Genomic DNA, 20,427 nt, shown 5'->3' on the forward strand with positions numbered 1-20,427 from the left:
CTGGACGGCGCGTGGGTTGCATCATCGGTGGCTTGCTTTAGATTTCGGCCCGCAACAAGGAGCTTCCATGCAGCGATTCGAGAATGCGCGCGAGGCAGCACTGGCGCTTCGACCGGATGCTCCGGTCTATTGTTTCCGGCCCGAAGTGCTGAAAACCGATGCCAGGAACTTCATGGATATGTTTCCCGGCAAGACCGCCTATGCGGTCAAGACCAATGGCGAGCCGATCGTGCTCAAGGCGCTTGTCGAAGCCGGGGTGACGATGTTCGACGTGGCGTCGCCAGGGGAGTTCGCGGCGGTGAGGGAGGTCTCGTCGGACGCGGAAATGATCTACATGCACCCGGTCAAGGCGCAGTCCGACATCCGGCTGGCGCTCGAGACCTACGGCATCAGGGTGATCGCCGTCGATCATGAAGACGAAATCACCAAGCTCAGCCGCGTTGTGCGCGCACTCGACATCGATCCGGGCGCGATCACGGTGTTCGTGCGCGTGCAGACCAAGGGTTCGGCGGCCTACGAACTGTCGAAGAAGTTCGGCGCGGGGCCTGCTTATGCGGTTGAACTGGCTGAACGGCTGAACCGCCATGGCTACAAGGTTGGGCTGTGCTTCCATGTCGGCTCCCAGATCGAGGACCCCGATACCTATGAGCGGGCGCTTGCCTCGGTCGACTGGGTGCGCAACCGCGTCAGCTTCGACCTTGCCGGATTGGACGTCGGCGGCGGGTTTCCCGCCGAGTACGGCCATGATCCCAATAGCAAGAAGCCGGCGATGCCCTCGATCGGGCAGATCATGTCGCGCTTTCGCGGCGACCTGAAGGAATACAACTTCGACGAGATGCCGCTGGTGGCCGAGCCCGGCCGGGTGATCGTGGCGCGCTGCCTGTCACTGATCGTGCGCGTTCTGCTGCGCAAGGGCAGGCGCATCTACATCAATGACGGCATCTGGGCGTCGCTGTCGGATTCCTGGACAGGCAAGATCACGCTGCCGGCGCGCTTCATCCCCGATCCGGCAATCCGCACGCGCAACGGCGACGTCGGCAAGATCGTGCCGTTCAAGGTGTGCGGGGCTACCTGCGATTCCGTCGACATCCTGTCGAGGCCGTTCTGGTTGCCCGAAACGGTCGACACCGGCGACTGGATCGAGATCGGCCATATTGGCGCCTATTCGCTGTCGCTCAGGACCCGTTTCAACGGCTTTTATCCCGACACTTTCGTCGAAGTGACGACGCCATTCGACGAGGGCGAGGCGCCGGTTGGATTGGCCAGCCTGGAGACCATGGCGGATTGACCGTGCCTTCCTCGAACATGCGTGTTTTCCTGCTCGGCGGGACCGGCTTTATCGGCAGCCACGTCCTCCAACGCCTGATAGCCGCAGGACATCAAGTCATCGGCCTCGCTCGTTCCGAAACTTCGGCGGCGCGATTGCATGCGGCGGGCGCGACGGCACTGCTCGGCGATCTGCGCAAGCCTTTGGAATGGGTAGCCAAGATCCCGCCGGTGGACGCGGTCATTCAAGCTGCTTCAGACTTTGGCGACGACATGGGGCAGGTCGAGGCAGCACTGCTCGACGCGCTCTTGCCTGTGCTTGGCGCGATGCCGCAACGGCCGCGGTTCATCTACACCGGCGGTTGCTGGCTTTTCGGGGCGACAGGCGAGCGGGTGGCGACGGAAGAAAGCGCGTTCGATCCGCTTCCGGCATTCAGCGATGCGATCGACAATATGAGTCGGGTGCTAGACGCCCCTGAAGTCGACAGCTTCGTCGTGCACCCGGCGATGGTCTATTCGGGCGAAGGCGGCGTGTTTTCGTCTTTCATGGACGCAATGCGCGCGGGCAAGCCGGTCGAGGTGATCGGCTCCAAAGAGGTGGTCTGGCCGCTGATCCATGCGGAAGACCTGGCGGACCTTTACGTCAGGGTTCTGGAAAAGGCGCAGCCTGGTGCGGTCTACAACGGCGCAGCAATCGACGGCCTGAGCGTCGGAGAAATAGTCCTTGAGATTTCGCGGTTGCTTGGGACCGAGTGCCCCGAGCTACGCATTTTCAGCGCCGACCTTGCGGCGGAGAACCTGGGCGAGTGGGCGCGGGGCTATGCGATCAGCCAGCGCCTGAGCGGAGACAAGGCGCGCACCGAGCTCGGCTGGAAGCCGGTCCACCACGGTGCGGCGTCGTTGTTTTGAGTGAGCAGGAGTCTCTACTCGCTGCTCGCCTGAAGGTCAGCCAAAAGCTCGTCGGTCGGCCAGCCGTCGACAGGCAGCTTGAGTCGGATCTGTTCCTGGCGGATGGCTTCGCGGGTGTTGGTGCCGAGGATGCCGTCGATGCCGCCGACGTCGTAGCCCTTGTCGTGAAGTTTCTGCTGCAGGGCCTTCATCGCGTCGCCAGTCAGGCCGGCGTCGGGATTGCCGCGATCGAAGGCCGGCTGGCCGGCGAGACGGGCGGCAAGGTGGGCGGCGGTCAGCGTGTAGGTCGCCGACTGGTTCCATTCGAGATAGACGTCGTAATTGTCATAGGTCAGGAAGGCAGGGCCCTTGCGGCCCATTGGCAATACGACCGCCGCCTTGAGCCCATTGTCCTTGAGCGGGCTGCCGTCGCGCATGGTGACGCCCATGTCGGCCCATGTGGTCAATGGCAGCTTGTTGGTGCGGCCGGTCTGTTCCCAGGCCATCTCGGCGGGGACGCGAATTTCCTCGATCCATGGCTCGCCGCGCTTCCAGCCACGTGACTGGATCTTCTTGCCGGTGGTCAGGATGACGTCGGCCGGGCTGTTGCGCAGGTCGACGATGCCGTCGCCGTCGCCGTCGACGCCGCGCGCCAGATAGTCGGTGGGCAGGATCTGGGTCTGGCCGATTTCGCCGGCCCAGGCGCCTTTGACGTCGGCGGGCAGGACGTTGCGGTCGATCAATGTGATCAGCGGGATTATCTGCGGCCGAAACAGATCGGGCCGGCGGCAGTCATGCGCCAGCGTCACCAGCGCGTTGAGCGAATTGAAATTGCCCTGCACCGCGCCAAAGTCGGTCTCCAACCCCCAGAACGCGGCAATGACGGGACCCGGCACGCCGAACTCCTGTTCGGCGATGGTGAAGTACTGGCCGTACTTCTGCAGGTTTGCGGTGCCATGCTTGAGCCGGTAGTCGCTGATCATGCGTTCGGAAAACTGGGTGAAGGTCTGGGCAAAGACGCCTTGAGCGCGGTCGCGTTCCAGCACCTTCGGGTCGAGGGCCGCGTTGGCCAGGGCCGAAAGCCCCTTTTCGCCGACGCCGGCGGCGCGAGCCTCATTGCCGAGGTTTTGCTTCCAGGTGGCGAAGTCGTCGCCGCATTCCGCGGCGACCGCAGGGGCGCCCTGAGTCACTGAGGCAGTGTCCTGGGCGATCGCCGGCAAGGCGACGGTGGCGAAAAGGACGGCGACCAGCGCCTTGCTCAGCAGTTTCATGGGCAATTCTCCTGCTTGGTCCGTCACGTCGAGGCTTTCACCCAATGGCAAAAGCAGGCAGACGGCCAGCTCAATGTCTTGCCGCGCCTTCTACAGAAACGGGGCGAGGGCCGCACCCCCTCTTCTTGTCGCATCTGCCATGCGAAATGCGCAGCCCGGAGGTGCAGTCCGGTTACTCGGAAAATGCTATCTGGTGTTGGCGGCGAGCCATGTCTTCCAGTGTTTCTCGGAGCCGTTGAATACGTTGATGTCGGCGTCGCCCTTGATGCCCGGCACGACACCGGTGCCGGTGTACTGCCAGAAGGTGAAGGGGTGGCTGCCATATCTCTTGGTCGGGTGGCCTGCCACCGATCGCAGCCAGTAGTGATAGCCGGGGAAGGTCGACAGGTTGTTGTCCTCGAAGAAGTCTACCGAGGTGTAGATGATCGGCTTCTTGCCGTAGTGCTTCTCGACGATGTCGAGGAAAATCTTCATTTCGCTGCGCACGGTGGCGGGGGGCGGACGCAGCTTGCAGGTTGGCGACTGCGGGTTCCACTCCATGTCGAGGATCGGCGGCATCGAAGAGCCTTCCCTCGGTACGTTGTTGATGTACCAGCGCGCCTGCTCGGCCGCCGGGCGGCAGAAATAGTAGAAATGATAGGCGCCGCGGGGCACGCCGGCGACCTTGGTCTCGCGCCAGTGCTCGCCGAAGTAGTCGTCGACGCGGTCGCCGCCCTCGGTCGCCTTGATGAAGGCGAAGGAGATGCCGCTGCCCTTGGCCTTGGCCCAGTCGACCGAGGTCTGGTACTTCGATACGTCGGTGCCGTGGATCGGGTACGTCCAGGGCGCACCGCTTTCCCACTCGTGCGGATCGCTGTCGCTGAAGCGCGGGTTCTTGACCGACACGCTCGCCATGGTGGTCGACTTGCCGGCAGGGGCGATGGACAAGGTGTCCGTGGTCGAACAGGCGCCGAGGAAGGCGAGCAGCACAAGAGCCGAAACGCGGCGCATCACTTCTCCTTGGACCGGCGCGGCCGGTCAGAGCTTGTCGTTAAGGCGTGGCCCTGCGGCCAGATTCTATTTCGCTGGATCAGCGGTTTCCCCTGGACACCGCATATCCCCTCCTGTGATCGCCGATCACGGTTGATAAACCGTTGATCGCGCTCGACAGCCTAAAAGATTTGCGTGAGGAATGACGGCAATTCCATGGCGGAAGCATGATGCCGGGACGAGGGAGCGATGCGCGTAGCGGGCAAAATCCTGAGAGGGGTGACCGGCCTGGTGATCCTTGCGGTTGCAGGTCTTTCCGCCTGGCTCTATTTCGCGCCGCCAGCATTGATCCGCGTCGGCTCCGGCTATGCCGCCAAGATCGTCTGTTCCAATGTCTTCATTGCCGGTCGTGACGCCGGGCAGGTGCTGGCGGATGACGTCCAGGCGCCCGGTCACCCGCTATTGCGACTGATGTCGGTTCATGTCGACGAAAGTGCCGGCACGGTGCGTGCCGGCCTGTTCGGCGTGTTCGGCAAGGGGCTGGCGGGTGTTCATGAGGGAGCCGGCTGCAGCACGGTGCCGGATGGCGACCTGAGAGCGGCAGCGCTAGGGCCCATACCGCCAGCACCTGCTGCCAATGGGGATGCTCTGTGGCCGGAGGGCGAGCGGGTCGAGGCGTCGCAAGAGCCTGCGATCAACGCGATCCTGGACGATGCAGCACTGGCCGGGCCAAACATGCGCGCCATTGTCGTCGTCCAGAACGGCAGGATCGTGGGCGAACGCTATGGCGAAGGTTTCAGCGCCGCAACTCCGCTGCTCGGCTGGTCTATGACCAAGACGGTGACGGCTGCGATCATCGGCACGCTGGTCGGCGAGGGCAAGATGTCGACCGACAGGACCGGGCTGTTCGAACCCTGGAAGGCGGACGGGCGCATGGCCATCAGCCTTGCTGACCTGATGGCGATGTCGAGCGGGCTTGAATTCAACGAGGATTATGGCGATGTCACCGACGTGACCCGCATGCTCTATCTCGAGCCTGACATGGCGCGTTTCGCCGAGGCGAAGCCTTTGGCGCATGAGGTCGGCAAGGTGTTCTCCTATTCGAGCGGCACGACGCTTCTGTTGTCGCGCTTGTGGCAGGATGCGGTAGGCGACCCGGCCAGGGCGCTGGCCTGGCCGGGTGAAAGGCTGTTTGGCCCGCTCGGCATGACCAGTGCCGTGCTGGAGGTCGACGCGCGGGGCACTTTCGCCGGTTCATCCTATCTCTACGCCACTGCGCATGATTGGGCGCGCTTCGGCCAGTTTCTGTTGCAGGATGGGGTGTGGAATGGCGCACGCGTCCTGCCGGAGGGATATGTCGGTTGGATGCGCGAAGAGGCACCCGCGTCGAACGGCGAATATGGTCGCGGCCAGCTTTGGCTGCGCGGGCCGGAAGGTGGCACGCCTGCAGGTCAAGATCCGGATGCCGGGTTCGATTTGCCCGAGGATGCATTCTGGATGCAGGGCCATGACGGCCAGAGCGTGGCGGTCGTGCCTTCCGCCCACCTTGTGGTCGTGAGGCTGGGGCTGACGCCGTCGAAACTGCACTACAAGCCGCAGGCCATGTTGGCGGCCCTTGTTGCGGCCCTCAAATAGACTTCTGGCTGCCAACAACGATAAGCCAGGCGTAACCGCGATAAAGCGATACGAAGCCAAAGCTTCGCCCGGCCGCGTCGGCTTGGCCGGCGATCTCTTTGGCGAGCGTCTGGCGTGGGGCGACGTGGAAACGCGCCAGCCAACCCCGGAGCAAGGTGCGGAACCAGCCGGGCAAACCTTCCTGCTGGCCGAAATCGACGATGTGCACGGAGCCGTTGGTCACTGCAAGGGCTGCGGAAACCGAGCGCTCCCAACCTGGGATCATCGACAGTGCATAGGAGATGAAGACGCGGTCGAAGTCTGATCTGCCGAACAGGGCTTCAGCATCGAATGCGGTCGCATCGGCCTGGGCGACGGTGATGCGGTGCGACAGGCCGGCCCTGGCGATCGACGCACGGGCGGTCGCCAACATCTCGGCGGAGATATCGATGCCGTGGAAGTGCGCCTGGGGAAAGCGGCGGGCGGCGAGGATCAGGTTGCGGCCGGTGCCGCAACCAAGCTCGAGTACCGTGCCACCGCCGGGAGGATCGAGTTCCGAGATCATGCGGTCGCGACCGAGCAGGTAATACTTGCGGGTCAGGTCGTAGATGTGGCGCTGATGCCGATAGACGCGGTCCATCAGCCCGGAATGGCCAGCCGAAAGCCCGGGAGTGCTCATTGCGGCTTCTTCACATAGAGGTGGAAGCCGCCATAGATCGCGGAACGGTCGCGGGCCGTGAAATCGCGCGACTGCGCTTCTTCGTAGGTCCATTGATCGAGCAGGGCGGGCGAAAGCCTGCCGGGCAAAAGGCTCGGTTCGGCGGCGGTGCGGAAGATGACACGAGCGCCTGGTGCGGCAGTCCGGGTGATTTCGGCCCACAGAGCGTTGAGCTGGGTGTCGCTCATCCAGTCCTGCGCGTCGAGCAGAACGTAGCGGTCGGTCGAGGCAGCATTCTTGCCGGCGAGGAACTCGGTGAAGTTCGCGTGGTGGATGCCGACGCGATCGACATTGCCGCGTATCGTCGCGTAATTGGCCTGTTCAAGGTAGGCGGGAAGGGCGCCTTCGCCTGGAACCGGGTAACGCCGGGCAAAAGCCTGCCAGGCGAAATAGTTGTTTTCGAGCGGGAAATCGCAAGCGAGCTTTTCGAGCCGCGCCTTGAGCACGCCGGCCATGGAGCCATCGCCCGAGGTCAGCAAGGAATCATATTGGGCCGGCGGAATGCCAAGGCCGAACAGCGAGGATTTACGCGAGGTGACAAAGCGCAGCATCGGTCGTTCGAAGACCGGTGCGATCTTCTCGTCGAAGAAACGGCGCTGCTCGTCCTGATTTCTGGTTGCCATGATGGTGGCGGGATCGACGCCGTAGAGTTTGGCCACGCGGTGACCGGCTGCAATGAACAGGCCGAGCAGCCCGGTTTTGTAGAAATTGCCGTCGAAGGTGGCGATGCGGCGCTTGCCGCGCCAATTGCGGCTTTCCCAGTAGCGGCGGCTCGACGGGTCAAGATGCGGTGCGATGAAGCGGTCATAGGCATGCGAGTTGTGCTCGATGCCGGCAGAGCCGAAGAAGCGGAACAGATCGGCCTGTGACGGCAGGTGGCGTACGGCAACGAGCTTCATCTTGTTGAGCGCGATGTGGGCGGCGTTCAGGTCGACCGCGTCGACCCGGGCCGGCGAGCGCGTGAGATAGGCGAGGATATTGCAGCCGCCTGAAGCTATGGTGACGACCTTGTGGCCCTCGGCGAGCTGCATCGCTTCCATGTCGACATCGGGGTCTTCCCAGATCTGGGGGTAGACTAGGCCGGAAAACAAAAGGGCGAAGAGCCGTTCGGACAAGCCCTCCCTGGATAAGGCGCGGTTCTGATAGACCGCCTTTCCAACTTGCTTGCCGCGACGAAAGACATGTTCTCCGGAAACGTCGGTCATGGAAATGCGATTCCCCGCTTCGTTGTTGGCGCAGCGGGTAGCGCACCGGCGTGACAGCGCGGTGACGATGCGATGACGGCGGCGCGACACGGGGGTGAAAGCGGCAATGTGACAGCCGGACTCGGAACGTTATGAAACCGGTAGGCTGCCCGCGCATTTTCTCTCCGACAGCCCGCTTGCGGGTGGTTTTGGAAAGGAAGTTGTTATGAAAAAGTTCATTCTCGCCTCAGTTTCCGCCATTGCGCTGTTTGGCATTGCCGCCTGCAGCGACAGCAATACGGACAGCACGACCACAGAGAGCGTGAAGCCGCCTGTCACCGAGCAGCCTGCGCCCGCCACTCCGGCACCCGCGACGCCTCAGGCCACGCCGCCGGCAACCGACAATTCGACGACGCAGAGCATCACGCCGACGCCTGAAACAGGCACGGGCGGCGACATGCAGAACCACGACACGATGCAGCCGAAGCCAGTAGAGCCGGCAGCGCCAGCGCAATAAGCGAGCGGGAGGAGGAGAGGCCGGAGCTTAGGCTCCGGCCTTTTCTTGAGTCTCAGCGCGCGACGCGGGCGCGCCGGCCCAATGCGACGATGGCGATGACGGCAAGCGCGAAAAGCACGGTTTCGCCGCTGACATGTTCCTTCAGCAGGAAGGCCGAGATGGCGAGCGTGACGAAGGACTGCAGCAACTGAACCTGGCTGACGCGCGCGATACCGCCCATGCCAAGCCCGACATTCCAGGCGAAGAAGCCGAGGAACATCGATCCGAAGCTCAGATACAGGAACGAGAATGTCGCGGCCCCCGATGCACTGGCGAACTCCGGATGCCAGCTCAAGATCGCTCCAGGGATCGAGATGGGCGCGGTCAGGATCAGCGACCAGCAGATGACCTCCCACCCAGGCATGTGGCGCGACAGCTTGCCCGACACGACATAGCCCAGGCTTGCGGACAGCGCGGCGAGAAACAGGAAAAGGTCGCCGGTGGACAGGCTCATTCCATTGTCTCGCATGGCGAAGGTCACAACAAGGACAGCGCCGGCGATGCCGCAGACCCAGAAGAACACCGAGGGCCGCTCGCCACCAATGAGGGCAGCAAAGATGCTGGTGACCAGCGGCAGTACACCGAGCACGACGCCGCCATGCGAGGCAGGCACCGTTTGCATGGCAATCGAAGAAAAGATCGGGAAGCCAAAAACCAGAAGCAGGCCGGCGAGGAAAAGGGCAGGCGCGTCGCCTTTCGGAAGGCGCTTGCGCAGGATCAAGAGCAGCAGTGCAGCGGCCAGCGAGGCGACGGCAGCGCGGCCATTGGTCACGAACCATGGCGAAAACGTCGTCAGTGCAACGCGTGTGGCCGGCAAGGTGCCGCCGAAGATGATGACGCCAAGCGTGCCAAGGGCAAGGCCGATGGTTTCGCGGGAAAGCGTATGTTCCTGCTGAGTGGTGTTGCGCGCGTCCATGGCGCAATTCGATAGCGGGACTTGGCTTTTTCGTCGTGCACTTTCGGTTGGTCCAGATTTTTGGTCCAGATCCACTTGATGCCGACAAAGTTACCCTGATGCGCAAAGGCATCTCGCATTTGCGAATGTTTCATCCTAAGAAGCGGCCATGTCGATTTGGGACCGTCTCGGCGACTTCATCGCGCGTATCTCGGCGTCGGCTGCAAACAGCGTCGCCGACGTCGTGGAAGCTGTTCGCACCGTCTTTTCCGGAGATGCGGAAACCCGCCGCCGCGTCGCGTTCTCGGTGGCGATGATCGCGTTGTCAGCGAAGATGGCCAAGGCCGATGGCGTGGTTTCACAGGCCGAGGTCAGGGCCTTCTACGAGATATTCTCGGTGCCCCAGGAGCATGCACGGGACGTGGCGCGGCTCTATGACATCGCCCAGCAGGACGTTGCCGGTTTCGAATACTACGCCGAGCGCATGGCAAAGCTGTGCGGTTCGGGTCATGCCAATTGCGGGATGCTCGAAGATATTCTCGACGGCTTGTTCCATATCGCCAAGGCGGACGGGATGATGCACCAGTGCGAGGGCAGCTTCCTGCATCGGGTCTCCGAGATCTTCCGCATCGAGGAAGTGCACTACCAGACCATAGTGGCTCGGCATCTCGATGTCGGTGAAGCCGATCCCTATCGGGTGCTCGGCATCGACCGCGGCCGGTCATTCGAAGACGTGCGCAAGCACTATCGCAAGCTTGTCGCCAACAACCATCCCGATAAGCTGATCGCGCGCGGCCTGCCCGAAGAGTTCATCAGGATCGCCACCACGCGCATCGCTGCGATCAACGCGGCCTACGAAATCATCGAAAGGGGATTGCGGCACGCATGAGCGGTTTTCAGCCCGACCACCCGCATGCCGAAGTACGGCTTTCGCCCAATTTCGGGCAGCGGAAAGACGGGATGACGCCTGACATGATCGTGCTGCACTACACTGGCATGGCGACCGGCGAGGGCGCCGAGGCCTGGCTTTGCAATCCGGTGAGCGAAGTGTCGTCGCACTATCTGGTGCATGAGGATGGCCGCATCGTACAAATGGTGCGCGAAAGTGACCGGGCCTGGCATGCGGGGAAAAGCTCCTGGAGCGGCCAGACTGACATCAACTCCTGTTCGGTCGGCATCGAGATCGTCAATCCCGGCCATGCGCTTGGCTATCGTTCATTTCCCAAGCGGCAGATGGAGGCGGTGATTGCGCTCTGTCGCGGCATCATCGCGCGCCATGATGTGTCGCCTGAACGTGTTCTGGCGCATTCGGATGTCGCATTGGGGCGCAAAGTCGACCCGGGCGAGCGGTTTTCCTGGCGAATGTTGGCCGATGCCGGCGTAGGTCATTGGGTCGCACCGACCCCACGTAATGGGCGCACGATATTGCAACCGGGCGACGTTGGCTCCGCAGTGGAAGAGCTGCAGTCGATGCTGGCGCTTTACGGCTATGGCGTCGAGATCACCGGCCATTTCGACGCCCAGACAGCGGTAACTATCCAAGCTTTTCAACGACATTTCCGCACGAGTTGCGTAAACGGCGCTGCCGATGCCTCGACAGTTTCGACCCTGCGCCGGCTGCTTTCATCGCTTCAGGGAAGTCTTGACCAGCACAGGTAGCTGATTCGCAAGATTACAACCTGTCACGCTTTGTGACTTGGCTGGTCATTTTTCGCGCCAGTTCTCCCCGCAAATGCATCTCCGTGCAAGGCGCCGGATAAATCCTGCCAAATGCCCCGAAGAGGGCCCCGGCGTCAGGAAGGGATGCTGCGCGTTGTTTTCGCGCGGCCTATTCGAGAACAAGGATAATATGAAGAATCTGACCGTTGTTGCGGTGGCATTAGCCGCCGGCCTGACTTCTTTTGCCGCTCATGCCCAAGAGGGTGCTGTCAGGGCATCCAAGGCGATCATCGAAGCCACCACAAAAGCCAAAACGAACAAGGCTGCCGATGATTGTCCCTATCTCTTCTGCAGTTCCAAGAAGCAGGCTGCCGTAGACGACGACTTCAAGACCGCATCGATCGGCGCCAAGGGTGCCAAGACCATGAAGGACCACGCGGACAAAGCCGCGAAATCCACCAAGGCGAGCGCGCCTTACGGTGAAATCGTCGCGCGCTATGCCTCGTCCTATGGCGTTCCGGTTTCGCTTGCCCATGCTGTGATCAGCGTCGAAAGCAACTATCGTCCGAACACGACCGGCCGCGCTGGCGAAATCGGTCTCATGCAGATCAAGCCGGCGACGGCACGCATGATGGGTTATTCAGGTTCGGCAAAAGGTCTCTTCAATCCCGAGACCAACATCAAGTTCGGCATGAAGTACCTCGCCAAGGCCCATGAGCTTAGCGGCGGCACGACTTGCGGAACTATCTTGAAGTACAATGCCGGCCACGCCGCAAAGCGCATGAACCCGACCTCCGCCGCTTATTGCAAGAAAGTGCAGGCCCGTATCGGTCGTTAACGGCGGATAGATGGGATGGTTCCTCGGCAGGGCGAATGTTTTCATTTGCCTTTTGGCGAGCGAACCATTCTATACGCCTTGCCAGCTGGCCGGGCGGCCGCACCCGCAACTGCCGAAAGGCAGCGGGTGAGGAAAGTCCGGGCTCCATGGATACACGGTGCCGGTTAATGGCCGGCGGGGGCGACCCCAGGGAAAGTGCCACAGAAAGCAAACCGCCGCGGTTTCCGCGGTAAGGGTGAAAGGGTGGGGTAAGAGCCCACCGCGCGACTGGCAACAGGAGCGGCACGGTAAACCCCACCGGGAGCAAAACCGAATAGGGGTGGTACGAGGGGCGACCCTCAGGGCTGTTTCCGGCTCACCGCCCGGGTAGGTTGCGTGAGGCGCATGGCAACATGCGTCCAAGAAGAATGGTCGCCACGTTCCCGCGCCGCAAGGCGCGGGGGCCATACAGAACCCGGCTTACAGGCCAGCTGGCGCTGCCTTTTGCCTTGCACCTTCAGTGCCTTGCGGCGATTTCCGCGCGTCCTGATTCAAGGTGCGGGGCAATTTATGCGATTATCCTGTCCAGCGAGGCCTTGATCGACTGCCAGAGCTCCTCGACCGGTTCGCAGCCGACCGAAAGCCTGACAAACCCCGGCGGAACGGCATCGCCACGGCGCGTGCGCCGCTCGGCAACCGTGTGAACGCCGCCGAATGACGTAGCGGCATGCATCAGTTCGCAGCCGTTGATGAAGTCTTCCGCCTTGTCCTCCGACGCCACCACGAAGCTGATGAGAAAACCAAACCGCTCCATCTGGGCGCGCGCCAGATTGTGGGAGGGGTCGCCTTCGAGGCCCGGGAAGCGGATCGAATGGATCGCGGGGTGGGCCTTCAAGCGCGGGGCGATGATCTCGGCCGAAGAGCACATGCGGTCAAAGCGCAGTTCGAGCGTTTCAAGGCCGCGATGCACCAGCCAAGCCTCGAAGGGGCCGGGTATGCCGCCTGCGGTCTGCCGCCAGTCGGCGACCGCGGTGATGACCTCGGCGTTGCGGCTGGCGACGTGGCCGAAAAGAACATCGGAATGACCGTTGGGCGCCTTTGTGTCGGCGGCAACAACGATGTCGGCGCCGAGATCGAGGGGGCGCTGGCCGAAGGGTGTCATGGTGGTGTTGTCGACGACCAGGATTCCGCCGGACTTGTGAACGCCCCCGGCCACAGCGGCGATGTCGCAGATGTCGAGTGTCGGATTGGATGGGCTTTCGACAAAGACAAGCCGATAGCCGTCGAAGCCGCCGTCGAGGAATGACGATGTCGGCCTGACGTCGCAGGTCACCCCAAAGGCGCCGAGGAAGCGATCCGCCAGGATCCTTGTGGTGTGGTAGCCGTCGGAAGGCAGAAGGATGCGGTCGCCCGATTTGAGCAGCGCGAAGAATACTGCCGAGATCGCGCCCATGCCGGACGGAAATGCCACGCATGGGGCGTCCTCCAGATGCCCGAGCATCTCCTCGACCGCCTGCCAGTTCGGATTGGAGAAGCGCCCATACTGGTTGAAGCCGGTGGCATCACCCGGCGCATGAAAAATCGCCGCCATCGTCAAGGGTAGCGGGATCGGATCGCCGACGGAAAGTCTGGCGCTGCGCAGGTGGGCGAGCGAGGCAGCACGGGCGTTCGAGGCGTTCGTCATGGTTGGTGACTTTCCGAGCGGGGACTTCGTTTCGACGCTAAGGCGGCTGACACAACCGGGCAAGTGCGTTGGCTGCGCTGGGCCAGTCGATAACCCTTCGTTAGCCTTAATGGATCATAAAAAAGCGGACGCCGTGAAAGGGCCCGAAAGGCTGGTCTTGGTGTCCAAGTGTAGCCAGTTCCCGTTGACGCCCATATCACCCCATGTTATCCCAAATCGGTAACCATGATTTCGTTCCAGTAGAGGGTGAGGCGTTGGCCGATCCGGCAGCCGCGGCGGCTGCGGGTGGCGACGCATTGTCAGTCGGCGGGGGTTGTCTGGAATTTTGGTTGTTCCGTGCCACTGGGGTGCGGACGACATGACGATGAGGGGCGCGGCCGCACAAACGGCCGGATCATGCAATGGATCGGTTTCTGTCAAATGCGGTGAACAGGATCGATGCGAAGGGACGGGTCTCCGTTCCGGCGCATTTCCGTGCCGTATTGCAGAAGCGCGGTTACACGGAACTCTATGCGCTGCGGGCGCTCGATGTTCCGGCGCTCGATGTCGGCGGCCTGGACCTGCTCGACCGCTACGAACGGCGCATCGCGCAAGAAGACCCGTTTCTGCAGACGGCGGACGACATGTCCTTCTTTATCCATGGCGACAGCACCTTCCTGAAGCTCGACCAGGACGGGCGCATTTCGGTCTCGGATTTCCTTCGCGAGCATACCGGGATCACGTCGGACGTGGCCTTTGTCGGGCGTGGACAGTTTTTTCAGATGTGGGAGCCCGAGCGGCTGCGTGCCCATGGCGCGGAAGTTCGCTCGCGGCTCTTGAAGCTTCGGCAGGGGACGAAGCCAGAGGAGCGACCGGAATGATGGCGGGTCATGGCGATGACCATCAAGCTGTCGGCGGACCGGCCCGCCACATTCCGGTTCTCCTTGCTGAAGTACTGGCAGCGCTCAAGTCGCAGCCGGGTGACGTGATTGTCGATGGCACTTTCGGCGCGGGCGGCTACACCAAGGCCATCATGGCGACCGGTGCTTCGGTGGTGGCGATCGACCGTGACCCCGATGCGATCGCTGCCGGCCGCGATCTCGAAGCCAAGTCCGGCGGCAAGCTGCGGCTGGTGCAGGCGCCATTCTCCAGCCTCGACGAGCATGTCGAGCTGGTTGATGGTGTGGTGCTCGACATTGGCGTTTCCTCCATGCAGCTCGACCAGGCCCAGCGCGGCTTCTCGTTTCGTGCCGACGGCCCGCTCGACATGCGCATGGCCCAGGCTGGCGCCAGTGCCGCCGATGTCGTCAATCGCTTCAAGGCGGGCGACCTCGCGCGGATCTTCGGCTTCCTCGGCGAGGAGCGGCATGCCGGGCGCATTGCCCGCATGATCGAAAGCCGTCGTGAACGGCGCCCGTTTGAACGTACCTTGGATCTTGCCGACGCAATCGAGACGCATATCGGCCGCGCTCCGAAGGACAAGATCCATCCGGCGACACGCGTGTTCCAGGCGCTGCGCATCTACGTCAATGACGAGCTTGGCGAATTGGCGCGGGCGCTTTTCGCTGCCGAGCGCGCGCTGAAGCCCGGCGGACGGCTTGTGGTCGTCACCTTCCATTCGCTCGAAGATCGCATCGTCAAGCGCTTCATCACCGATCGCTCGTCCAGCCCGTCGCGCTCGCGCTACATGCCCGAACTCGAAACCATCGCCACGACCTTCGACAAGGCGGGCGGTGCAGTCGGGCCAAGCGACGCCGAGACGGCCATCAATCCGCGTTCACGTTCGGCCAAGCTGCGGGCCGCCGTCCGCACGGCCGCTGCGCCGCGCGGCGAAGATTTTTCCATCTTCGGACTTCCGAAGCTACCCGACGTCAGTCAGTCGGGAGAAAGGTGAGCCATGTTCCGCACCAGTGACATCGTGCTGATCGCCGTCATGGTCGGCGCCGCGGCCTTCACCTACAAGACCAAGGACGAGGCCGAAAACCAGCTCAAGGCCGTCAACAAGATCGAGGCGCAGATCCGCTTCGAGGAAGACACGATCGACCTGTTGAAGGCCGACTGGAGCCTGCTCACCCAGCCCTCGCGCCTGCAGAAGCTGTCGCAGGTCTATGAGTCCGAACTCAAGCTTCAGCCGGTGGATGCCCGCCAGATCGTCGGTCTCGGTGATCTGCCCGTGCGACCGCTTACCATCGAAGACATCACCAACGAGCGCTTCGGCGGGATCGCCGAAGCCGCGCCGGACAGGACGACGGTGACCGGAGGGATTGCCCGATGATCGGCTTGCTCGGCAAGAAGCGCCGCAACGGCGAAGGCAAGGACGCTTCGATTGTTGTCGACAGCGCGCGCAAGGCGACCGGCGGACGCACGCGCAACCGCGTGGTCATGACAATGGCCGTGTTCTTTGGCATCTATGCGACGATTGCCGGGCGTCTCGTCTATCTCGGCATGCTGGACCCTGAAATGTCGGGCGGCCCTGAATCGCGCGTCACCGCCTCGCGTCCGGATATCGTCGACCGCAATGGCGAGGTTCTTGCGACCGACATCAAGACGGCGTCGCTGTTCGCCGAGCCGCGCCGCATCGTCGATGCCGACGAGGCGATCGAGAAACTGTCGACCGTGCTGCCCGATATCGAGGTCGAGCAGACCTATCTCAAGCTCAAGAGCGGCACCGGCTTTGTCTGGCTCAAGCGCCAGCTGACGCCCAAGCAGCAGGCCGAGATCATGCAGCTGGGTATTCCCGGCATCGGTTTCCGGACCGAAAAGCGACGCTTCTACCCCAGCGGCGAGACGACTTCGTATATCGTCGGCCTGACCAACATCGACAACAAGGGCATTTCCGGCCTCGAAAAATACATCGACGACCAGGGCCTTGCCGACCTGCAGGCCTCGGGATTGGCGATTGCCAAGGACCTCAAGCCGGTCAGGCTTTCCATCGACCTGCGCGTCCAGCACATCGTGCGCGACGAGATCCAGTCGGCGATGGAAAAGCATCGCGCGCTGGCGGCCGGTGCGGTGGTGATCAACGTCAAGACCGGGGAAATCCTGGCCATGGGCTCGGTGCCCGATTTCGATCCCAATAATCCGTTCAACGCTCAGGACAAGGACCGGATGAACCGCATGTCGGCGGGCCTGTTCGAGATGGGCTCGACCATCAAGAGCTTCACCACCGCGATGGCACTGGATTCGGGCAAGATGTCGCTCAACAGTACCGTCGATGCCAGCCGCCCGCTAACCATCGGTCGCCAGACCATCCGCGACTTTCACGGCAAGGGTCGAGTGCTGACGGTGCCGGAAGTGTTCATCTATTCGTCCAACATCGGTTCGGCCAAAGAGGCCGACGTTGTCGGGATTGAGGGACACCGCGAATTCCTCAAACGCCTTGGCCTGCTCGACCGCTTGCAGACCGAACTTCCCGAATCCGCACGTCCAACCGAACCGAAGGTCTGGAAGAAGGTGCATTCGATCACCGCCGCGTTTGGACACGGCTTCTCGACAACGCCACTGCAGACGGCGGCCGGGGCGGTCGCGCTGATGAATGGCGGCCGCTACATGACGCCGACCTTCCTGCCGCGAACCTTGGAGGAGGCAATCGCTGTCTCAAGGCAGGTGGTAAGCGAGAAGACCAGCGAAGACATGCGCTATCTGTACAACCTGAACGCGACGGCGCCAGGCGGTTCGGGCAAGCGCGCGACGGTTCCCGGCTATCGCGTCGGCGGCAAGACCGGTACGGCTGAAAAAGTTGTCAACGGGCGCTACTCGAAGGAGAAGAACTTCAACGCCTTCATCGCCGCCTTCCCGATGGACGATCCGCAGTATCTGGTGTTGACCATCATCGACGAGCCGAAGATGGAGGGATCGACCCGTTCGGCCACAGCCGGCTTCACCGCAGCGCCGATAGTCGCCAATATTATCCGGCGCTCGGCTCCGCTGCTTGGCGTGAAGCCAGAATTCGGCCAAGAAGGTAGTGCAACTCTGGCCTCCTATCCCTGATTCTGCGGGCGCGCCAGCGGCGCGCCGCTTTGTATGTAGCGAACGGAACTCGATGAAACTATTTGACCTTGCCGGTATCCTGCCCGTCGATGGGGTTCTGCCCAAAGATGTCGAGGTGAGCGGGGTTTCTTCGGATTCGCGGCAGGTGAGTGCCGGAACCGTGTTCTTCGCCGTTTCCGGCAGCAAGGCCGATGGCGCGGCTTATGTCGGCGACGCGGCCAAGCGCGGTGCCGTGGCTGTCGTCGCGGCCAGGGGGGTGGACCTTTCTTCGATCGGGGTGCCTGTCATTTCGGTTGACGATCCGCGTCAGGCTTTGGCACTCTCGGCGGCCAAGCTCTACGGCCGCCAGCCCGAGACCATGGTTGCGGTCACCGGCACCAGCGGCAAGACCTCGGTCGCAGCCTTCACGCGCCAGATCTGGAAGCACGCCGGCTATGCAGCTGCCAGCATCGGCACGACGGGCGTCGTCGCCCCCGGGCGCAATGAATACGGTCAGCTGACGACGCCGGACCCGGTGGCGCTGCACAAGCTTCTCGCCGAGCTCGCCGACAGCGGCGTGACCCATGCTTCGATGGAGGCGTCGAGCCATGGCCTCGACCAGCGGCGCCTCGATGGCGTGCGCCTGGCGGCCGGCGGCTTCACCAATCTCGGCCGCGACCACATGGACTACCATCCAACTGTCGAAGAGTATCATCGGGCCAAACTTCGACTGTTCGACACACTTTTGCCCAAGGGCGCGCCGGCTGTCATCTTTGCCGACGATCCTTGGTCCGAACCAACCATCAAGGCGGCACGTGCAGCTGGCCTAGACGTGCTGACGGTTGGTCGCAATGGACAATTCCTCGCGCTCAAGCGCGTGGAACACGAGCGCCACCGCCAGCGCGCCGAAATCGAATGCGGTGGAGTGATCTACGAAATCGACTTGCCGCTGGCCGGTGATTTCCAGGTTTCCAACTCGCTTGTCGCAGCCGGTCTTGCGATTTCCACCGGAACGGATGTCGCCAAGGCCCTTGCGGCGCTCGAACATCTCGAAGGTGCACCCGGTCGTCTCGATCTGGTCGGCACCACGGCGGATGGCGCGCCTGTCTATGTCGACTATGCCCACAAGCCCGATGCGCTGGAAAACGTTCTGGCCGCCGTGCGGCCATTCACGACGGGCCGTGTCATCGTCGTTTTCGGCTGCGGCGGCGACCGCGACCGGGGCAAGCGGCCGATCATGGGCGAAATTGCCACGCGCCTCGCTGATGTCATCATCGTCACGGATGACAATCCGCGCTCGGAGGTGCCTGAAAGCATCCGCGCTGCGATCATTGCGGCGGCGCCCGGAGCTATCGAGATCGGCGACCGCCGTCAGGCCATCCAGCAAGCCGTCGGGATGCTGCATGCGGGCGACACGCTGATTGTCGCCGGCAAGGGCCACGAAGTGGGCCAGACCATCGGCAGCGAAACCCTGCATTTCTCCGACCATGAGGAAGTTCGCAAGGCGCTTGCCGGAGCTGCGGCATGAGCCTTCTGTGGACCTCCGACGCTCTCGTTGAGGCAACAGGCGGCCGCCCACTCGGGCAGATGCCCGAAGGCATATCTGGAATTTCCATCGACAGCCGCAGTCTCAAGCCCGGCGAGGCGTTCTTTGCCATCAAGGGCGATGCGATGGACGGCCACGACTTCGCCACCGCCGCCATCAAGGCGGGTGCTGGCCTTCTCATCGTTGCCGAAGGCAAGCTCCCGGCGCTCGGTCGTCTGAGCGCGCCGATGATCGTCGTGCCGGACGTGCTGGCAGCGCTTGAAAAGGTCGGCATCGCAGCGCGGGCCCGATCGCGGGCGCGTATCATCGCCGTCACCGGATCGGTCGGAAAGACCTCGACCAAAGAAGCGCTGCGTCACGCATTGTCGTCCGTCGGCAAGGTGCATGCGTCGGCCGCCTCGTTCAACAACCACTGGGGCGTGCCGCTGACGCTGGCGCGCATGCCTGAGGATTGCGACTACGCCGTCTTCGAGATCGGCATGAACCATCCCGGTGAGATCAGCCCGCTGGTTCGCATGGTTCGCCCGCATATAGCGGTGGTGACGCTGATCGCCGCCGCTCATCTCGGCTTCTTCCGCAGCCTCGACGAGATCGCCAGGGCCAAGGCAGAGATATTCGAAGGCGTCGAGCCGGGCGGGGCAGTGCTGCTCAACCGCGACGACGGCCGCTTCAAGCTGCTCGAAAAGTTCGCCCGGGCCGCCGGCATCGACAACGTCATGAGCTATGGCGAAAACGCGCGCGCCAATTTCCGGCTGCTGCGATGCACGCTGGAGGCCGATCATTCGATGATCATCGCCCGCATCGGTGGTCGTGATGTTCCGGCCCGCATCGGTGCGCCGGGGCGCCATATCGTACAGAACGCGCTTGCCGTGCTGGGTGCCGCCCATCTTTGCGGCGCCGATGTTCCCACCGTTGCCACAGCCCTCGCTTCGATGACGGCGGAGAGCGGGCGCGGGCAGCGCCATATCCTGCAGCTTCCGGACGGACCGGTCACGCTGATCGACGAAAGCTATAATGCCAATCCGGCCTCGATGAAGGCAGCGATCGAATTGCTCGACGCCACGCCGATCTATGGCGCTGGCCGGCGTATCGCCGTTCTCGGCGACATGCTGGAGCTTGGCAGTCATTCGGCGAAGCTTCATGCGGCGCTCGCCGATCTGATCGGCTCGACCCGAACCGACATGGTTCTGATGGCCGGGCCGGAAATGAAGGCACTTGCCGATACACTGCCCGAGGGGTTCAGGGCCGAGTATCGCGCCGGCGTCGAGGAACTGAAGACCGTGTTGTTGAAGACAATTCGGCCCGGCGACGCCGTCATGATCAAGTCCTCGAAAGGCATCGGTTTTTCCAGGCTTGTCGAGGCGATGATCAAGACATTCCCGGCACATGCCGGCAACACCACACCGACCTGA

At 62.8% G+C, this 20,427-nt stretch carries 19 protein-coding genes and 1 other RNA gene; 14 read left to right on the forward strand and 6 right to left on the reverse strand.

The features are described 5' to 3' along the window. Positions 1 to 67: 67 nt before the first annotated feature. Together C8K44_RS08310 and C8K44_RS08315 are read left to right on the forward strand one after the other, a co-directional pair. Entirely contained in the window at positions 68 to 1,288 is a 1,221-nt protein-coding gene (locus tag C8K44_RS08310) for an alanine racemase (protein WP_109575297.1), read from the forward strand. A gap of 2 nt (positions 1,289 to 1,290) precedes the next feature. Continuing rightward, positions 1,291 to 2,175: an NAD-dependent epimerase/dehydratase family protein gene (locus C8K44_RS08315; protein WP_245417423.1), complete on the forward strand. Its 885-nt coding sequence runs from the start codon at positions 1,291 to 1,293 to the stop codon at positions 2,173 to 2,175. A gap of 14 nt (positions 2,176 to 2,189) precedes the next feature. On the opposite strand, the gene C8K44_RS08320 is transcribed toward C8K44_RS08315, so the two are convergent. Continuing rightward, entirely contained in the window at positions 2,190 to 3,425 is a 1,236-nt protein-coding gene (locus C8K44_RS08320) for a lytic murein transglycosylase (RefSeq protein ID WP_109575299.1), read from the reverse strand. Between the two features lie 186 nt (positions 3,426 to 3,611). After that, on the reverse strand, positions 3,612 to 4,415 hold the full coding sequence (locus C8K44_RS08325; RefSeq protein WP_109575300.1) for a GH25 family lysozyme: 804 nt from the start codon (positions 4,413 to 4,415) through the stop codon (positions 3,612 to 3,614). A 228-nt stretch (positions 4,416 to 4,643) separates the two neighbouring features. Here C8K44_RS08325 and C8K44_RS08330 point away from each other — a divergent pair, with 228 nt between their 5' ends. Further along, positions 4,644 to 6,029 (forward strand): serine hydrolase, encoded by a 1,386-nt coding sequence (locus C8K44_RS08330; RefSeq protein ID WP_109575301.1) that lies wholly within the window; start codon positions 4,644 to 4,646, stop codon positions 6,027 to 6,029. Here C8K44_RS08330 and C8K44_RS08335 read toward each other — a convergent pair. Both C8K44_RS08335 and C8K44_RS08340 read right to left on the reverse strand, forming a co-directional pair. Further along, complete coding sequence (locus C8K44_RS08335) at positions 6,022 to 6,687, reverse strand: class I SAM-dependent methyltransferase (protein WP_109575302.1); 666 nt, start codon at positions 6,685 to 6,687, stop codon at positions 6,022 to 6,024. The two genes, C8K44_RS08330 and C8K44_RS08335, sit on opposite strands and share 8 nt — an antisense overlap. After that, entirely contained in the window at positions 6,684 to 7,931 is a 1,248-nt protein-coding gene (locus C8K44_RS08340; protein ID WP_109575303.1) for a DUF3419 family protein, read from the reverse strand. Before C8K44_RS08340 ends, C8K44_RS08335 begins: the two co-directional genes overlap by 4 nt. A 205-nt stretch (positions 7,932 to 8,136) precedes the next feature. Between C8K44_RS08340 and C8K44_RS08345 the strand changes: the two genes are divergently transcribed. Further along, a complete protein-coding gene (locus tag C8K44_RS08345) occupies positions 8,137 to 8,427 on the forward strand; it encodes a hypothetical protein (RefSeq protein WP_109575304.1) in 291 nt (96 codons plus the stop codon). A 52-nt stretch (positions 8,428 to 8,479) separates the two neighbouring features. Here the strand turns inward: C8K44_RS08345 and C8K44_RS08350 are convergent, their stop codons facing one another. Next, positions 8,480 to 9,382: a DMT family transporter gene (locus tag C8K44_RS08350; RefSeq protein ID WP_109575305.1), complete on the reverse strand. Its 903-nt coding sequence runs from the start codon at positions 9,380 to 9,382 to the stop codon at positions 8,480 to 8,482. 148 nt (positions 9,383 to 9,530) lie between these two features. Here C8K44_RS08350 and C8K44_RS08355 point away from each other — a divergent pair, with 148 nt between their 5' ends. From C8K44_RS08355 to rnpB, 4 genes are all read left to right on the forward strand, one after another. Beyond that, positions 9,531 to 10,250, forward strand: a complete 720-nt coding sequence (locus tag C8K44_RS08355; protein ID WP_109575306.1) for a DnaJ family molecular chaperone — start codon at positions 9,531 to 9,533, stop codon at positions 10,248 to 10,250. After that, on the forward strand, positions 10,247 to 11,020 hold the full coding sequence (locus C8K44_RS08360; protein ID WP_109575307.1) for an N-acetylmuramoyl-L-alanine amidase: 774 nt from the start codon (positions 10,247 to 10,249) through the stop codon (positions 11,018 to 11,020). The genes C8K44_RS08355 and C8K44_RS08360 overlap by 4 nt, the downstream gene beginning before the upstream one ends. Positions 11,021 to 11,210: 190 nt before the next feature. Beyond that, a complete protein-coding gene (locus tag C8K44_RS08365) occupies positions 11,211 to 11,858 on the forward strand; it encodes a transglycosylase SLT domain-containing protein (protein ID WP_109575431.1) in 648 nt (215 codons plus the stop codon). Positions 11,859 to 11,939: 81 nt separating this feature from the next. Then, an RNA gene (gene rnpB, locus C8K44_RS08370) (RNase P RNA component class A) lies at positions 11,940 to 12,336 on the forward strand. Positions 12,337 to 12,405: 69 nt separating this feature from the next. Here the strand turns inward: rnpB and C8K44_RS08375 are convergent. Next, positions 12,406 to 13,521, reverse strand: coding sequence for a cystathionine gamma-lyase (locus C8K44_RS08375; protein WP_109575308.1), 1,116 nt, complete (start codon positions 13,519 to 13,521; stop codon positions 12,406 to 12,408). 401 nt (positions 13,522 to 13,922) lie between these two features. Here C8K44_RS08375 and mraZ point away from each other — a divergent pair, with 401 nt between their 5' ends. From mraZ to C8K44_RS08405, 6 genes are read left to right on the forward strand one after another with little or no spacing between them, the layout of a single operon-like run. Beyond that, entirely contained in the window at positions 13,923 to 14,381 is a 459-nt protein-coding gene (gene mraZ, locus C8K44_RS08380; RefSeq protein ID WP_109575309.1) for a division/cell wall cluster transcriptional repressor MraZ, read from the forward strand. Next, complete coding sequence (gene rsmH / locus C8K44_RS08385) at positions 14,378 to 15,394, forward strand: 16S rRNA (cytosine(1402)-N(4))-methyltransferase RsmH (RefSeq protein ID WP_109575310.1); 1,017 nt, start codon at positions 14,378 to 14,380, stop codon at positions 15,392 to 15,394. The genes mraZ and rsmH overlap by 4 nt, the downstream gene beginning before the upstream one ends. 3 nt (positions 15,395 to 15,397) lie before the next feature. Further along, positions 15,398 to 15,775, forward strand: coding sequence for a hypothetical protein (locus C8K44_RS08390; RefSeq protein WP_109575311.1), 378 nt, complete (start codon positions 15,398 to 15,400; stop codon positions 15,773 to 15,775). Beyond that, a complete protein-coding gene (locus C8K44_RS08395) occupies positions 15,772 to 17,490 on the forward strand; it encodes a penicillin-binding protein 2 (protein ID WP_109575312.1) in 1,719 nt (572 codons plus the stop codon). The genes C8K44_RS08390 and C8K44_RS08395 overlap by 4 nt, the downstream gene beginning before the upstream one ends. 52 nt (positions 17,491 to 17,542) lie before the next feature. Further along, positions 17,543 to 18,997, forward strand: a complete 1,455-nt coding sequence (locus C8K44_RS08400; protein WP_109575313.1) for a UDP-N-acetylmuramoyl-L-alanyl-D-glutamate--2,6-diaminopimelate ligase — start codon at positions 17,543 to 17,545, stop codon at positions 18,995 to 18,997. After that, the gene (locus C8K44_RS08405) at positions 18,994 to 20,427 is read left to right on the forward strand and encodes a UDP-N-acetylmuramoylalanyl-D-glutamyl-2,6-diaminopimelate--D-alanyl-D-alanine ligase (protein ID WP_109575314.1); all 1,434 of its coding nucleotides are present in this window, start codon (positions 18,994 to 18,996) and stop codon (positions 20,425 to 20,427) included. The genes C8K44_RS08400 and C8K44_RS08405 overlap by 4 nt, the downstream gene beginning before the upstream one ends.

The organism is Aminobacter sp. AP02 (assembly GCF_003148805.1).
Lineage (GTDB): Bacteria > Pseudomonadota > Alphaproteobacteria > Rhizobiales > Rhizobiaceae > Aminobacter.

Bases quoted from the DNA above. Each gene is read 5' to 3' on its own strand.
- C8K44_RS08375 (WP_109575308.1), bottom strand. From the start codon at position 13,521: ATGACGAACGCCTCGAACGCCCGTGCTGCCTCGCTCGCCCACCTGCGC.
- C8K44_RS08335 (WP_109575302.1), bottom strand. From the start codon at position 6,687: ATGAGCACTCCCGGGCTTTCGGCTGGCCATTCCGGGCTGATGGACCGC.
- C8K44_RS08355 (WP_109575306.1), top strand. From the start codon at position 9,531: ATGTCGATTTGGGACCGTCTCGGCGACTTCATCGCGCGTATCTCGGCG.
- mraZ (WP_109575309.1), top strand. From the start codon at position 13,923: ATGGATCGGTTTCTGTCAAATGCGGTGAACAGGATCGATGCGAAGGGA.
- C8K44_RS08310 (WP_109575297.1), top strand. From the start codon at position 68: ATGCAGCGATTCGAGAATGCGCGCGAGGCAGCACTGGCGCTTCGACCG.
- rsmH (WP_109575310.1), top strand. From the start codon at position 14,378: ATGATGGCGGGTCATGGCGATGACCATCAAGCTGTCGGCGGACCGGCC.
- C8K44_RS08345 (WP_109575304.1), top strand. From the start codon at position 8,137: ATGAAAAAGTTCATTCTCGCCTCAGTTTCCGCCATTGCGCTGTTTGGC.
- C8K44_RS08360 (WP_109575307.1), top strand. From the start codon at position 10,247: ATGAGCGGTTTTCAGCCCGACCACCCGCATGCCGAAGTACGGCTTTCG.
- C8K44_RS08390 (WP_109575311.1), top strand. From the start codon at position 15,398: ATGTTCCGCACCAGTGACATCGTGCTGATCGCCGTCATGGTCGGCGCC.
- C8K44_RS08320 (WP_109575299.1), bottom strand. From the start codon at position 3,425: ATGAAACTGCTGAGCAAGGCGCTGGTCGCCGTCCTTTTCGCCACCGTC.
- C8K44_RS08325 (WP_109575300.1), bottom strand. From the start codon at position 4,415: ATGCGCCGCGTTTCGGCTCTTGTGCTGCTCGCCTTCCTCGGCGCCTGT.
- C8K44_RS08365 (WP_109575431.1), top strand. From the start codon at position 11,211: ATGAAGAATCTGACCGTTGTTGCGGTGGCATTAGCCGCCGGCCTGACT.
- C8K44_RS08395 (WP_109575312.1), top strand. From the start codon at position 15,772: ATGATCGGCTTGCTCGGCAAGAAGCGCCGCAACGGCGAAGGCAAGGAC.
- C8K44_RS08405 (WP_109575314.1), top strand. From the start codon at position 18,994: ATGAGCCTTCTGTGGACCTCCGACGCTCTCGTTGAGGCAACAGGCGGC.
- C8K44_RS08350 (WP_109575305.1), bottom strand. From the start codon at position 9,382: ATGGACGCGCGCAACACCACTCAGCAGGAACATACGCTTTCCCGCGAA.
- C8K44_RS08330 (WP_109575301.1), top strand. From the start codon at position 4,644: ATGCGCGTAGCGGGCAAAATCCTGAGAGGGGTGACCGGCCTGGTGATC.
- C8K44_RS08340 (WP_109575303.1), bottom strand. From the start codon at position 7,931: ATGACCGACGTTTCCGGAGAACATGTCTTTCGTCGCGGCAAGCAAGTT.
- C8K44_RS08400 (WP_109575313.1), top strand. From the start codon at position 17,543: ATGAAACTATTTGACCTTGCCGGTATCCTGCCCGTCGATGGGGTTCTG.